This is a genomic window from Paraburkholderia sp. BL10I2N1, from assembly GCF_004361815.1.
Lineage (GTDB): Bacteria > Pseudomonadota > Gammaproteobacteria > Burkholderiales > Burkholderiaceae > Paraburkholderia.
Window position 1 is genome coordinate 3323691 of sequence record NZ_SNWA01000002.1, and the last position, 14797, is coordinate 3338487.

Annotated in this window: 9 protein-coding genes; 8 read left to right on the forward strand and 1 reads right to left on the reverse strand. The window is 57.5% G+C overall.

Features of this window, described 5'->3' with window-relative positions:
- From B0G77_RS37385 to B0G77_RS37405, 5 genes are all read left to right on the forward strand, one after another.
- Window positions 1-1542 carry a site-specific integrase gene (locus B0G77_RS37385; RefSeq protein WP_133666745.1) on the forward strand — a complete coding sequence of 514 codons (1542 nt, stop codon included), beginning with the start codon at window positions 1-3 and terminating at the stop codon, window positions 1540-1542.
- Window positions 1542-3857, forward strand: coding sequence for a hypothetical protein (locus B0G77_RS37390; protein WP_133666746.1), 2316 nt, complete (start codon window positions 1542-1544; stop codon window positions 3855-3857). Before B0G77_RS37385 ends, B0G77_RS37390 begins: the two co-directional genes overlap by 1 nt.
- Window positions 3850-4338 (forward strand): hypothetical protein, encoded by a 489-nt coding sequence (locus B0G77_RS37395; RefSeq protein ID WP_133666747.1) that lies wholly within the window; start codon window positions 3850-3852, stop codon window positions 4336-4338. The genes B0G77_RS37390 and B0G77_RS37395 overlap by 8 nt, the downstream gene beginning before the upstream one ends.
- A 98-nt stretch (window positions 4339-4436) precedes the next feature.
- Complete coding sequence (locus B0G77_RS37400) at window positions 4437-4937, forward strand: hypothetical protein (RefSeq protein ID WP_133666748.1); 501 nt, start codon at window positions 4437-4439, stop codon at window positions 4935-4937.
- A gap of 330 nt (window positions 4938-5267) precedes the next feature.
- A complete protein-coding gene (locus B0G77_RS37405) occupies window positions 5268-6755 on the forward strand; it encodes an ISNCY family transposase (RefSeq protein WP_243751369.1) in 1488 nt (495 codons plus the stop codon).
- Between the two features lie 299 nt (window positions 6756-7054).
- On the opposite strand, the gene B0G77_RS37410 is transcribed toward B0G77_RS37405, so the two are convergent.
- Window positions 7055-8086: a hypothetical protein gene (locus B0G77_RS37410; protein WP_166656341.1), complete on the reverse strand. Its 1032-nt coding sequence runs from the start codon at window positions 8084-8086 to the stop codon at window positions 7055-7057.
- Window positions 8087-9841: 1755 nt separating this feature from the next.
- On the opposite strand from B0G77_RS37410, the gene B0G77_RS37415 reads away from it, so the two are divergent.
- The 3 genes from B0G77_RS37415 to B0G77_RS37425 all read left to right on the forward strand — a co-directional run bounded on the left by B0G77_RS37415 (window position 9842) and on the right by B0G77_RS37425 (window position 14680).
- Window positions 9842-10657, forward strand: a complete 816-nt coding sequence (locus B0G77_RS37415) for a TnsA endonuclease C-terminal domain-containing protein (protein ID WP_133666750.1) — start codon at window positions 9842-9844, stop codon at window positions 10655-10657.
- 738 nt (window positions 10658-11395) lie between these two features.
- The gene (locus B0G77_RS37420) at window positions 11396-13132 is read left to right on the forward strand and encodes an integrase (protein ID WP_243751370.1); all 1737 of its coding nucleotides are present in this window, start codon (window positions 11396-11398) and stop codon (window positions 13130-13132) included.
- Window positions 13133-13141: 9 nt separating this feature from the next.
- Window positions 13142-14680, forward strand: coding sequence for an ATP-binding protein (locus B0G77_RS37425; protein WP_133666752.1), 1539 nt, complete (start codon window positions 13142-13144; stop codon window positions 14678-14680).
- Window positions 14681-14797 lie beyond the last annotated feature (117 nt).

Genomic DNA, 14797 nt, shown 5'->3' on the forward strand with positions numbered 1-14797 from the left:
ATGCGGCCGCCCCATCGTCGCGACGGCGCAGATGTTGCCGTTGGGGCCGGGCAACTGATCATCGACGTGGTCTCGCGACTCCCTGCTCTTCCCCCTGTCATCCGCTACTACGACGAGTTTGATAACGCTACCCGTTCGATCCCTGCGCCTGCCGACGCAACAGTATTCGAGCTGTCGATATACGGGCGACCGCACAGGCTGGACTTCGATCGTTATCCAGGTGCATACGCCATGCTGGTGAAGCAGCTCTTCCTGTATCTGCTGGGGGAAGATCTCCACGTCGTTTCGGCCTTCAAGGCGGCAAGTGGAGCGATGCACTTCCCGGTTGCTGAAGTCGAAAAGCTGATCGACGCCGGCCCCCACAAGATTAGCCGCGAATGGACTGTCATGCGCGCACGCGATCTGCCTCAGGACGCGTACCGGTTTGGTAAAACGCTGCTACGGTTGCTTTGTGCTCACCGGCTTGGCGGCTGGTCTCCAACATTTGCGGAATTCATCCGATCTTCCCTGCCGGGCCCTGCGAGCGACGCCTACGCGGGAGTGCATTCCGGCGACGCCTTCCTGTCGGCCGACGAAGAGGCCGCGATCGTTCGGCATCTTGACGAAGTGGTTTCGGTTCTCACGTCGTCAGTGAAAACGCCGTTAGCGTACGAGGACGTCTGCGACGCTGGCATGTTGCTGTGCGCCTACCAGTTCGCCATGCGCCCGATCCAGATTGCGATGCTGGGCATGCGCAATGTTCGCATCTGGCAGGATGCGCCGGATGGACTGCCGACGGTTCATTTAACCTTCCATATGGCCAAGCAGCGAAGCGACTCGAAAAGAAAGCCGCTTACACGCCGCGTCAAACGTGAGTGGGTCCCGATCTTCGTTGTACTCAATACATGGCGGCGGTCTGAAGGGGCCGCTGGCGCTGCGCGCTTCTTCGCTGTGCAGTCGAACTACGAGGCTGGAGCCCGGATTGCCGCGCTCGTCAGGAAACTGATCGGCTCGGATGACCTCGGTACGGCCACGGATTTGCGGCACACCGCAGCGCAACGGCTCGTTGACGCTGGTGCAACTCATGAGGAACTTGCGGAATTCCTGGGGCATTCTCATGTCCAGAGGGGGCTGGTGTACTTTGCGACATCGGCCTCCCACGCGGAACGGGTCAACCGGGCGCTCGGCGCGTCGGACATATACCGGCGTGTGGCGAAAATTGCGCACGACCGGTTCATCCTCCCGGAAGAGCTCACCCTTCTTAAAGGTGAGCAACAGATCGCTGGTGTGCCTCACGGCATTCCGATTGCAGGTATCGGCGGATGCTCTTCGGGGCAGCCGGCCTGCCCCTATAACCCGGTCACGTCGTGCTATGGATGCAGGAAGTTCATGCCGTTACACGATAGATCGATGCATGAGCGGGTGCTGGCCACCATGCGTGAAGTGGTTGTGTTCTTCGACAGGAGTTCCCGCGGCGACACCCGGTCGCCGGCCTATCTGCAGCTGCAGCGCACGATCGCCGAGATCCAGACGGTCATTGACGAACTGGAAGGCGACGACTGATGAACCCACACTACTCCGCGTTCATCGAGCTGGGCAAAACGCTGGCCCGTGAGAAAGGCCTGTCGTGGGACATGCCTCTCGATGAAACAGGCGCCGCACTCGATGGTGTCGGCTGGAACCTGACCGCTATTGCCAATGACGTGCCGCCGCCCACGCATTATCTGCGAGACCTTGGAGCTGATGCGAAGGCGCTGGCGATCATTAACGCCGAGCGCGACCTGACGCCACTGGCACGCCAACCGCTGTCGCCCGCATGGCAGGACCTGGTCAAGGCAGCAGTCGCCGAACAGTTGCTGTTCAAACGGAACACCTCCGGGTATGTCTCGCAGTCCATCGCACGTCCGCTGCGTGTAATCGCTACATGCGTGAACAGGGAGCCATGGCAACTGACCGTCGACGATCTGTGTCTGGCGATCCGCGTCGGAAAGGCGATCCAGGCCACAGGGAAGCTGGGAGACCTGGTGGCCGGCATCATCAAAATAGTGTTCGACGCCCAGCACCTCTGCGACGCTGGTCAGTTGTACTCGTCGCTCGCCGTTCCCCGTATGAAAATGAAAAATGCGATCAAGGCGAAGCATACCTGGTCGCAGGAGGAGTTGCGCACTGACCTCGATGCGCGCAAGCGTGAGGAGCGGTTGCCGGAGCGCCAGGCGTTCTGGGAGCTGACCCGCATCGTGATGACCGAAAAGCCGCGTACGTTCATGGACGATCTCCGATTCGCCGCGATCCGGACAATGATCGTGACGGGGCTCCGGATAGGCGAAGCCGCGCTGCTACCTGTTGGCTGGAAGCGTGAGCGAACTTACGTCGATGCCAAGGGCCGCCCTGCCGGCGAAGCCGGCGGCATCTCGACGTCGCTCATGATTCGCCACTTCGCGGAAAAGCAACAGATCGAGGAGTCGGATGGCCGTGTTCTGTTCGAGAATGCGCAGCCTGTGCCAGACATGTTCCGGCAATTGCTGACCGACACGCTCGATCACGTCGCAAAGCTCACGGAGCCGCTGCGCGCGACGCTGAAGTTGCAGTGCGAGACCGGTCGGCTACTGCCCTGGTATCGGGCCAATGACGTCGTGCCGTTCACGGAAGCGTATGTGCGGCTGATGGGCAACCCGTTCTGGCTGGACATCGAGCGCGAGCCGTTCATCGAACGTTATCGGAAAAGCTTCGATCCTGATGTGCTGATCGACCTCCAGCGATATCAGGCAGAAAGAGCCCGGAATGGTCCGATCTCGCTGGACATGGCGGTATATCAGTTCGGAAAACGGCTGCTCGACAGGATGCGTGACGGGCAGATCGAATTGCGCTTCCGTCGAGCGGACGGACAGGTGCAGGGGGTGCGGGAACGCATGAGCTGGCACAACACCTATCTCCATGTGGGCGAGCTCGAAGACCATATCCGGGCCACAATACCGACCAAGGTCTCCGACACAATGCCGCTGCCACTCGCGGTCGGCGTCGTACGGTCGTGGGAATTCCTGTTCGTCCAGCCGAAGCGATCGCTCTCGGAGGAGCGCAACGATGGCTTGTGTGACGTCACCCGCTGCATGTCAGTTAGCCGCCCTGTACCACGCTTTATAGGACTCGCGCTGGGTGACGACAAGCGAATACCGTCACTGTTCGAAAAATACGGGCAGACCGACGAAGACAGGGCAATGAAGATCGAGTCGCACATGCTGCGCCATCTGCAAAACACCGAACTGTTCCGCCTGGGCGTGGCCGATACGATCATCTCGAAGCGCTTCAACCGGCGCAGCGTCGCACAGAGCTACGAGTACGACCATCGCAGTCTTGCAGAAGAGCTCGACCAGATCGAAATCCCGCAGGACATCGAGGTCATGCTCGGCGAGAAGGCCAGCACGGTTGCCAGGCTCATCAAGGGCGGCAAGGCCAACGGCCCGATCGTTGATGCGTTCCGACGCATTCAGGCAACAGAGGGCGACGCTGCCGCGTACGCGTACCTGCGCGCCGAAGCGGACGGCTTCCATGCCACGCCGTATGGGCACTGCCTGAATTCGTTCACGGTTGACCCCTGCCCGAGACACCTCGAATGCTTCGCGGATTGCCGTCACCTCTCGGCGACCGATCTGCCGGAGAACCGGCAGAACCTGATCCAGCTCGAGGGCAAGTTCAAGCTTGCGCTGGAAACAATCAGGGCCCGGCCATCGACCAGCATTGGCTGGAAAAACCAGCTTGATCACGCGGAAAAACGGCTGGCCGGCGTACAGAGGCTCCTTGCAACACCATCGGGGAAGCGCCCCTTCCCTGACGGCGTTGACCTGTCAATGCCGCGGCAACGAGGAGTACTTGATGACTGAACCGAAAGGGTCCGGCGACGACGCGATGCGCGAGACGCTCGAAGCGTTGCTCGCCGATGATGAAGACATTACGGCTCGCGCTGTTGCACGGTTGCATCCGTCCATCTGTGCGGCATCGTCGATCACCCGTAGCGAATCACGGAGAGCGCTGCTCGCTGAATATCAGCAACGGCAGACCGAATACCGGCGCTGGCGAGGCCGCGTGGCGAAACGCTCTGGTGCCGACACCGCAGCATCGCTCGCCGACAAGGACATCCGGATTGCCGAACTTGAAGCGACTGTGCAATTGCTGACCGCTTCCCACCTCGCCATGCTGCGTGCCGTCGGCGAGATGGGTGGTTTCAGTAAATGGGCCAGGTTCTATGAACATCATCGCGAGGCGCGAGACACACTTGCGAAGCACGGCGCGATTCCCGAGGCGGAAGTTTCTCCAATGCCGGTAGATATCCCGGTGCGACGTGGAGATAGAAGGCAGCGTTGACTGGCAGCGTGACGTGATAGTGTTTGCGTGATCGCCGCAGCTACGAAATGGCTGCGGTTCGGCGGCGGAAGCCGCCTCTCTCCCGAAAGGAGCACGAAATGTCTTACCCACCCTGCTTCCAGAGACTGCACGATGAGGCCGGTCCAGTCGGATACCTCGGGCGAGGTACGCATTATTCTGTTTTACGCATACCGACGTGGCACGACGAACTGATGAACCAGCTTCAGTACGGCAGGTTCCTCGACTTCGCAATTATCTGGGACGAAGATCACGACGACCGGGTGCTCGATGCGATCCTGATCATGTACCTCACTGGCCTGCTTGCGCCCGTGCGATTCATCGGCGAACGCAAAGGCGTGCTCTCAGTGCTGCTTGCACCTTCAACCGTCAAGACCTGGGACAATGACACGTTCCAGCAATATCGCGAGGACATCGTCGCCGTATGCGCCCATCTTGATGATCCGTGGACAGCAGAAATCAACAGCCTGGATAGCACACAACATTCGATCATCCAGGCGTCTGCTGAAAACGTCGCGACCTATCTGAAGAACATCGACATGCTGTGGCAGCTCGGAACGAAGTCTACCCTTCCTGCCTAGGTAGCGCGGATCCGCAACAACATCCGATCACGCGATGCCACGACCCGGCCGCCGTTGTTGCGCAGTCGCACGTCCCATCGCGCAACAGACGTTGCACTTCGGTGATGCAACAGCCCTTCAGCGAATAGCGGCGCCTGTGGATAACTTCCCCCCTATAGATAAAGGGAGAGTTGAAGAACAAACCTTCGCAACACGATGCCCGAGGTGCCAAGAATCAACATTTTTTTTGTAGCGGCAATATGAGAATGTCGTGTTCTAGCAAGATACAAATGTCGTGTTTTACGGTGGCTGGCAAGCTGGCGTTTTGCAGCGTGATCGCAGGAGCCAGTCATGAGCCCAGCCGCACTGGTGACATTGAACATGCGCGAACTCGACCGTTTGAAGGTGATCCAGGCCGTGGTGGACATGGGGCTCAAGCCAGGGCGTGCCGCCGGGCGACTGGGTCTGACCGTGCGTCAGGTCGAGCGGCTGGTAACGCGATATCGGGAATCGGGCGCGGCGGGACTGGCTTCACGCAAGCGCAAGTCGCCCGGCAACCGGAAGCTCGATGAAGGACTGGCCGTGCGGGCCCTGACCACCATTCGCGAGCGCTACGCCGATTTTGGGCCGACGCTGGCGTGCGAGAAGCTGCGCGAATGTCATGGCCTCGTGCTGTCGAAGGAAACCGTGCGGCACCTGATGATGGACGCCGGCCTGTGGGTACCGCGCCGGCAGCGGCCACCGAAGATCTACCAGCCGCGTGCGCGGCGTGCATGCCTGGGTGAGCTGGTGCAGATCGACGGCAGCGACCATCATTGGTTCGAGGACCGGGCGCCGGCCTGCACGCTGCTGGTGTACGTCGATGACGCCACGAGCCGCCTGATGATGCTGCACTTTACGTCGACCGAATCGACCTTCAGCTACTTTGAGGCGACGCGCGCGTATCTTGAGCAGCATGGCAAGCCGGTGGCGTTCTACAGTGACAGGGCCAGCGTCTTTTACGTGAAGCGACGCTCGGAGACAGCGGGTAAAGGTGTTACACAGTTCGGCCGGGCGATGTACGAGCTGAACATCGACACGTTCTGCGCGAACTCAAGCCCCGCCAAGGGACGCGTCGAGCGCGCCCACCTCACGCTGCAGGACCGGCTCGTCAAGGAGCTCCGGCTGCGCGGTATCAGCACCATCGAGGCTGCCAACGCCTGGGCGCCCGCGTTCATGGCAGCCTATAACGCGCGCTTTGCGAAGCCGCCACGCAGCGCTTTCGATGCGCATCGACCCGTGCGCGCTGACGAGGATCTCGACGCGGTCCTGACCTGGCGGGTTCTGCGCAAGGTCTCGGATTCACTGACGCTGCTGAACGACCGCGTGATCTGGCTGCTTGACGATACGCCGGCCAACCGCAGGCTGATTCACCGCTATATCGACGTGTGGGAGTATCCGGACGGACGCCTCGAGATCCGTGCCGATGGTGTCGCACTGCCCTGTGTCCAGTACGACAAGCTTGCCGAGATCGACCAGGGCGCGGTGATCGAGCACAAGCGTCTTGGTCATGCGCTGCAGGTCGCGCAGGCGCTCCAGGCCCAGCGCGACAACCGCCGGATCTCCGGCTCACCGTCACGCACGAACCGCGGTGAACCCGTGCGTGCGAAGGCGCGGCTACCTGGCACGAAGAAGCAGCGCGAAGTGACGCTCGATGACTGGAATGCGGCAGTCATGGGGACACACCAGAACCCGGGAGGCTCGGTGCTAAAAACCCCCCTCCAGAGAGATATAAAAGGACCGCAAGACAACCCTAGCCCAACACCCAGAACCGACCTCAACCCCGACATCTGTATCTAGCTAAGACCCCGACATTTCAATCTGGCTTTGACATTTTTCCGTAGGAGTCCGTAGGAGTGCTTGGCATAGGTGCGGATGTTTTCTAAACCACGGTCCCATCCGAACCATACGCGTCAGCACGTAGGGAGACTGCGCCGGAGTTGCCCGGGGCGTAGCGGTGATAACCCGCGCCTTATCGCGGCATCGGACAACATGCACGGCGAGATCTGTTCGCAACATACTGCCATGTGCAGTTGCGGTGCGGTCAGTAACCCGATAGCCACGCCCAAATTAGCTCCTCGCGTCCCCTGCGGAGGATTCTAACGCCGTGCCGATTTCGGGCGTATCTCGGGGAAGTTTATGCCCCATGCCTCGTAAAGACACTCCCAGCCGACGCCTCTCGGAGCCATCCCTTTGATTACCTTCCAGTCCCAGTCCAACGAATCCGCCGCCTTTTCGATTCTGAGGAAACGCTCCCACTGCGCGCGAAAAAAGGCTAAGAACCGATGATCGGGCAGTCGAACTCGACCTGAGCGAAGATATCGGGTTACGCCGTTGTTAAATCGGTTTCTCCGCTGTTCCACGTATCGCATTTTTGCCTCGAATGCCGCCCAAAGGCGGACTGTAGACGAAGGGGCAGTTTTGCAGGGTAAAAGAGATGAATAACTGCGCGCCAAGGGCAGTCGCGGCTCGGCTATTTTCAAGTAACGCAGCAGCGGCTGAGATATGTGATTGAAGACCGCGTCGGTCTTGCGCAGTTCGTCGTGGCACGCGTCGATTGCATTTGCCAGCCCTTGCAGGTCCGTATCGCCGCTACCCGTAAGTGTCAGCAGCCGATATCGGATCCATAACTCGATATATTTCCCTAGAAAAAGATTTTGAGGAGCAGAGTCGATCGTAAGACGGATGGTCGTCAGGCGGTCCAGCGTGATAGTGCTGTCGAGCACTTCCCATAGCAAGGAATGCAACCAGAGACGAGCCGTCGCCCCACCGGGTAGGGCGTGCACTGCGCCAGTCAGATCAACCTTGTATTTGCCGCGCGGCCCTTCCACTGGACACCGGTCTCCGCGCAAGTACTGGTGCATGATTTTGCTGTTAGGGGCGCAGCGATCGCCCCGCCGTGCCCGGCCGTCTGATCGTGAAGCGACTGAGCGTCCTAAACAGCTGAGTCGTGAGGCCGTTTGGCCAATTTTGAGTACGGCGGCTGCTGCCCATGACATTCCCTTCAATCCCCGCAGACGTCGAGAAAGTGACATCTCCTTTCGATCTTGAATATCCGCCGGGGCCGGCAAAAGTCGGCGCCAGTATCGGTAGTCCTGCATGGAAGAGCGGTTTACAGCTTCGTCAGCCATTGGGGGACCCCAAATACACTAATGCACCGCCAGCGCGAGCCGTTGCCGATTCCCTCGGAGCCTTGGCTGGTGAGGGTTTTCGCATCGAGTTGTCGTCTCGACGTCGTGAGTTTGACTTCTGTGGCTAAGCTTCACATTGGCGCGCAGTACGCAGTCCTGGAGGCGGATATTGGGTCACGAGTAGCACTCAGGAACTTAACGAAATGACCTTGTGCTTCGAGGCTCGGCAACTCTCAGTTGGGAATCGGTTGCCAGTAGTCGATAGGAAAAATATATAGATTGCGGGGTAGTCAATCGTGCTGGGCGCCTGCCTGGACGTCCGTCAGGGCGGAGTGCCGGGAGCTTTTACAACCTTCTCAAGCAATGCAAATTCACGAGGTACTTCAGTTATGAAGCAAGGTCCGTGAAAATCGCCAAGCAATAAAAAACGGGCACCCGGTCCTCTCAAGACCAGACGCCCGTTCGTCTCGGCCTGATCGGCAGAGTGGACAATCTACAAATCCATAATCTGCCGAATCCGGCCTCAAGTCAAGCTTTGTTTAATGGAGGCTGATATGAACTCGTCTGTAGATTTCGTGCAGTCGGACAAACCCGTAGCTGGCGGCATTATCAGGGGCAGTAAAGCTCCAGGCGGTGATTCAAAGATGGTGAATGCGAGTTGTAGGCGACTGCACGGAGCGCTCTCGCAGACACCGCGAGCAGTAGTTCCGTGCGCCAGGAACGTGGTGGAACGGATCTTCGCCGCCAAGGAATCGCTTGTGGACCGAAGGCTTCCGCCGCTTTCGCCGCGTGCCGTCAGCAGCGATCACGAGCGGCAAGAGATCCGATTTGTCATTGGGCCAGACACACCCAGCCGGAGAAGGGAGTTGGCTGCATGTGTGAATCATCTCGCGGGTCCGCGAGGACAGAAGCTGGTCGTGCCACGCAAGCAAGGTGGACTCGACGAGCAGCTTGATCACGTCAGGACATGGGCGACAGAACGATGTGTCCGAAGTCCCATGCGGCCGGTTGTTGTCGGCATAGACGGAATGGACCAATGGCTGACATCAGCGAGTGCAGCTGCGTCTCAACTGCGAGCGTTACTCAACGTCGGCGCCGAGGTCGTATGCGCGGTCGACTCGAGATATGGTGATTTCCGTTTGCTGACACTTCACCTGCGCATTCTTGGGATCGAGGTGATCCGTGAGCCTCGTCTCCCGAAAAGGCTGACCAGTGTTTCGACTGACCCCGAGACGCAGCGTCTCTCGCCTGAAGCGGAGTGTGGGGTACCAGTTCGGCGATTCCCCAGTGTCCAGATCCCGGCACTGGCTGCATACGCGTCCGACCTCCAACACGTCAAGTTGCAACCTACGCGGAATAACCGGGCCGGCCAGCAGCGGGAGTTGACGCACCGCTGGTCAAGCGAAGGCGGGACTCATTCCGCTTTTTCCCAATACAAACAGAACGAATACGCGCGGGTATATCGGAACCACTTTGCCATCAATCGCCTTTTGCGTGAGTTGTTTGACGTCTAGGCACGGGAGCGATCACAGCGACGCTGAACTGCTGCGTGTGAGGCCATCCTGGTCTTCAGCAGGTCGCGCGCAGCAGGCGCATCAATCGCCCGACCGCGGCGCAATGATCAGAAAAGCAAAGGGCAACGAAATTGCGTCGTCCTCGATTTAGCGATGGGCTGTGATTCGACATAGCGCTTTCTCCTTTCCTCCCGAGGCGCCTATAAGACGCTCCGGGATATCCAACATATTGGAGAGTGACATGACGACAGATGCGTTGAGAATTCGAAAAGGAACGCTATCGCGCAAGCTGAAGGAACAGACGAACGCCAAAGAGAGCGGATTGCATCAACGTTGGCTGCATACGCGGGACAGGCCAGGCGCTGGAATCAGAACGCGACTTGTGTGCGACAAGGCAGCAGGCGGGGAACTGCACCTGTTATCCGAGGCAGAGCACGCCGAATTCCTTGAAGGATGGTACCGGCACGATGTGAAGATTATCTACGATCAGGTAGCCCTCGAGCGCGACAAGACCCAGAGAGCGGCGGCGTCCATCAATGTTGCACATCCATTCTATCGGCAACTCGGCGAACCCGCGGTGATTAGTACGGCCCTCGTGTACCTGACGGAGCACGGGACGACGCACAAGCGGGAGGCGAGGTCAGTCAGGTCGAGCAGCACTAACAAACCACGCAAACGAACGCGCTCGCAACTTATAGAGCAAAAAACATGGGAAGACGACGGCGCTTCGTACTCTGCCGTCAGGGCTAACGGTATGCATGCGCGGCGCTCCAAAAATCTGGCGTGGATCTTTCGAGCGCACAACGACACGGTAGGCCGAAGTCTGTCTGACTTCGAGAAGGCGGCGCAGCGCGAGTTGCTTCATCTGGTTCGATGGAGGAAGGAGTTACGAGTTATCGAGGCATGTGGACTCGTTGACAGAACACGAGGTCTCCCGGCGGGCTCGGGCGTACAGGCCTTTCGGCAACTAGCTGGCGCCAAACGAATAGCGTTTGACTTCGACGTTTCCGACCCGCTGGACTTGAAGCTCGGTGAAGTCTGGCGGCCAAAGCTTTGAAGGGCGCCACTGTTTTGTGCTTACTTGACGGAGGCACGAATGCTCATGAAATCGACGTGCCCACACGAAATCGCTGTGGGAGACGTGCTCAGGGATCGCAACGGTGATCACATATATATAGTGTTGAAAACAGGGAGGAACGCCAGGTGGACCCATCTTATCGACATTGAACATAACGCAAAATCGGCAGCCGGTCGAAGAGCATCACCGTTTAAGGAAAAAACGGACGATCTGCTGTTGCGACTGTCAACCAATGTCGAGCCTGAACGTGCTCTCGAAAAACTTGCAAAGCTTCCGGGTAACGTGTCAGAGCGAAGATGTGTACTGGCTTTTGGTCTCTCTCGTCGGTCCAGAAAATATCGGGAGATCGCCGATGAACCAACCAAGTCTAAAGGCTGGATCCTTATATCGGGATTACTAACATTCGATTTACCACCGAACGACGACGGATCTTCACCGCAACCTTCGATTTATGGGGATGCATTCGAGGAGTTGCTTCACCGCGAAACCCGCAGGAAGCGAATCTTGCGATATTGCGCGGCATCGGGCGTGACAGAGTCAACGGTTTACAGGACGTTCAGGCGATTTTGCCAGCAGGGGATGACACCGGCAGCGGCCGCAGATGATTACGATCGGTGCGGAGGGAGAGGTCAGCTTCGGAACTGGGAGTGCGCACCCGGTAGAAAGCCGAAACGCAGGAAGTTGAAGGGTTCAGCTCGTAACCACGAGGTGCAGTGCTTGCTCGAACTGGCGGCCGATCACTACTTTGCGTTCGAATACTCGAAAGGAAAGCGGGCCCAAAAAACGTTAGAACAAGCCATAAACTGGATCAACGCAACCTTTCTGCATGATAGGGTCGTCTACAACGAACGTGGAGAAATGATCGCGTTGGAACTCGGTCGCCGTATCGTTATAACTGCCCGCCAACTTCAATACCATATCTATCGGAACTACAGTTACGAAGAACGTCGCATCCACAAGGTTGGTCTGAGGCGGTATTTGCTGCACGAGCGCCCTTTGACCGGTCGACTTAGAAGGTCACGTGGGCCCGGTGAACGCTTCCACATTGACGCGACGATCGCTGATATCTATCTGGTGGGGCAAGTGTTGCGGACGAAGGTAATCGGCAGACCGACGCTTTATCTTGTTATCGACGACTATACAGCGATGGTTGTTGGCTTCTATGTGACATTTGAGCCGCCCTCATGGGATGGAGCAATGATGGCGCTTGCCAACGCCGTCAGTCCCAAAGTCCAGTTTTGCGCGTCAATTGACATTGCGATCCGAGAAGAGCAGTGGCCAGCGGATCGCTTGTGTGAAATCGTCTATGGGGATCAGGGTGAGCTAAGCAGTGTGCATAAGGCACACCCTCTGATCGCGCACTTTCGCGTAGAAATGCAAAACCCTCCGGCCTATCGCCCAGACCTGCGATCTGTTATGGAAAGGCGATTCGGCATCATTCCGGCGATCTGGAACTCGCTCGTGCCTGGGGTCGTTGAAAAGAGTTCGTTTGACCGTGGCATTGAACACCCCGCATATCACGCGGCCTTGGACATTATCGAATTTCGGCGCATCGTTTGCTATGCAATACTTAGCTATATCAATCGGCTCATCCGCGGTTATCCAACGCCACCAGAAATGGTAGAGCGAGGCCTCGCACCAACGCCGCTCAACCTTTGGAAATGCGGTACTGAGATTAATGGTTGCGGGAGGCGTGTCGATATAGACGATTTTCGTGCGAAAGTCATGCCGCGAACAACAGTTCCGATCGATGGCGATGGGATCCTTCATAACGGGATGCACTACGACTGTCCTACGCCTTCGCTCATTGAGCGCCAGGCAATGTTTCGCGCCCAGAACGTGGAGTCCATGGTCGAGATCGGTTACGACTCCGCGGATAACAGCAGCATTCAACTTCATGGACTGGGCGAGCCCGTGTCTTGCCAGCTTTCTGAGCACGAACTCGACAAGATGTGCGGGCTGACATACGCCGAACAGTTGCTTTATACAGAGCACAATGCAACTAATGGAGGCATGAGTAAGGAGGCGTCCGAGTCCGATCGCGCGATGACGGACTTCAACATTGCAAAGATCGCCAAAGACGCCGTCTCCAAAACTTCGAGGGCGCTAAAAGACGCAGGGATGATGCGATCGAACATCAGTGATATGGACGAAATGCGTAACCTTGAGCGAGCCGCTGAATCGACGTCGCGTGCAGGGAAAGGTTCGAAGAAGTCTGAGCGAAACGGGAGGCGCAAAAGGAATGGTGCGTCGTTCAAGAAAATCATCAAGACGATTCAGCAAGGAAAAAACTTGGATGACCCGGAAACGCAAGAAACGTATGACGAGGAAGGAGACGCGTACGACGAGTTGGAAAATCAAGGTAACGCGGCCTCTCCCGAGGCTGATCGCATGACCGCGAAGGAACTCCGTGAGAAGCGCACGAGGGAGTTACTTGCGGAAATGGACGCATAGGAGCGCATCATGACCATCAAGAAAATCGTCACCAATCAGACGAAAAACCAAACATCGAGCCAACCTGAGCCGGTGAGGCAATGTGTCGAAGCAGTGGAGGCATGTTACTACGGCGGTGAAACGCTCTTGCCCGAGTACCGAAGCAATCCGTTGATTTCAGCATTGGGGCCTGTTTGGGATCAGAAGTCGATTTTGAAGGCGCTCAACGTGCCCGTCGCCTTCGATGAGAAGGAGCGCACGAAGTCTGAAGAGTATCGCTTGCATGCGATTGGGCGACTGTCTCGACTTGTCGTCGCACTTCCTGCTCATGTTGACGTGGTCAGCACAATTCAGATCATTATTCGTCAGCATTATATTGGAAGCGAGCTACGGGACGATTACGCAGAAGGACTCAAGGACCGATATAGGGCGAACCAAGATGGGCAGCTCTCTCCTGTTTACCTGCATCAGCGTTCACATGCGTATTGTGCCGGCATCTTCGGCCTTTCGGGTGGTGGCAAAACCACAGCGCTGGAAGCTGCGCTACGCTTGTTCCCCAAGGTGATCCTGCATAAGGAATATGGGATGAGTCAGGTTGTCTGGATAAAGGTTGATTGTCCCAAGAGTGCCAGTCTCAAAGACACACTCAAGCTTCTCATATTGAAATTTGATGACCTGCTTGGGACGGACTATACGAAGGAGATTGGGCTCAGAGCCACGTTGGCTGACTACGCGAATAAGCTACACCGTATCTGCCAACGGCATCACACGGGCCTCATTGTTATTGACGAGATGCAGAACGCGCTACAGGCGGTGGCAAGGAACGACCCGCTCTTTGACTTCTTTGTCAATCTTACTAACGTGGTTGGAATTCCAGTCATCGTGAGCGGCACTCCGAAAGCAGCTCAGCTTTTTCGGAAGACGTTGCGGTCTGCGCGGCGCATTAGCAGTCAGGGCGTTACCGTCTGGAGCGGTATGAGGAATGAGGACGACTGGAAGCGATTCTGTGATCAGCTACAGAAATATCAGTGGATTGCCGACCCGGTGCCTCTTTCGGATGCCATGAGGAAGTACTTGTATTTCTTGACTCAGGGGCTGCCTGGGATTGCGATTCCTCTGTTTCAGCTGGCGCAGTACGCGGCAATCTCGTCAGGGGAGGAGCGGTTGTCGCGAAAAATCATTAGAGATGTATTCGATGAAAAGATGGCTTCGTTGAGGCCGATGATGAACGCGGTGCGATCTGGGAATAAGGCAAGAATGGTGGAATATGACGACCTGTTGGGCGACACGCTGGACGACATCGTCGACTCGATGGAGGCGGCGGCGAAGCGACATGGTTACTATGAGGTGGCCATGGAGCATGACAGGAACGAGTCAGCGATCAGTGCAGTCTCCAGACTGATGCTTCTGGGCGTGCCGCAAGAGGTGGCGTCGTCGCTCATTTGCACGGTCCAAAAGGAGTACCCTTCCGCATCATCGCAAGATCTGAGTAACGAGGCAGCGCGCCGTTTCTATAAACACAAATCTCCTGCGGAATCTCTGAAGACAAGCGGCAAGGAGTCGAAATAGGAGATTATTTGACAACTCCGAAGCCGGGGGTGGCTTCGGTGGGCCTCCATCTTGAAATTCAGTTGCCACCAGCAGTCGGTTCACCCATTCCGGTCTCATGCGAGCGCGTTGGGTTGT

What these genes read in the sequence shown, in the direction of transcription:
- B0G77_RS37385 (WP_133666745.1), top strand. Translation starts at nt 1, where the DNA reads ATGCGGCCGCCCCATCGTCGCGACGGCGCAGATGTTGCCGTTGGGGCC.
- B0G77_RS37390 (WP_133666746.1), top strand. Translation starts at nt 1,542, where the DNA reads ATGAACCCACACTACTCCGCGTTCATCGAGCTGGGCAAAACGCTGGCC.
- B0G77_RS37395 (WP_133666747.1), top strand. Translation starts at nt 3,850, where the DNA reads ATGACTGAACCGAAAGGGTCCGGCGACGACGCGATGCGCGAGACGCTC.
- B0G77_RS37400 (WP_133666748.1), top strand. Translation starts at nt 4,437, where the DNA reads ATGTCTTACCCACCCTGCTTCCAGAGACTGCACGATGAGGCCGGTCCA.
- B0G77_RS37405 (WP_243751369.1), top strand. Translation starts at nt 5,268, where the DNA reads ATGAGCCCAGCCGCACTGGTGACATTGAACATGCGCGAACTCGACCGT.
- B0G77_RS37410 (WP_166656341.1), bottom strand. Translation starts at nt 8,086, where the DNA reads ATGGCTGACGAAGCTGTAAACCGCTCTTCCATGCAGGACTACCGATAC.
- B0G77_RS37415 (WP_133666750.1), top strand. Translation starts at nt 9,842, where the DNA reads ATGACGACAGATGCGTTGAGAATTCGAAAAGGAACGCTATCGCGCAAG.
- B0G77_RS37425 (WP_133666752.1), top strand. Translation starts at nt 13,142, where the DNA reads ATGACCATCAAGAAAATCGTCACCAATCAGACGAAAAACCAAACATCG.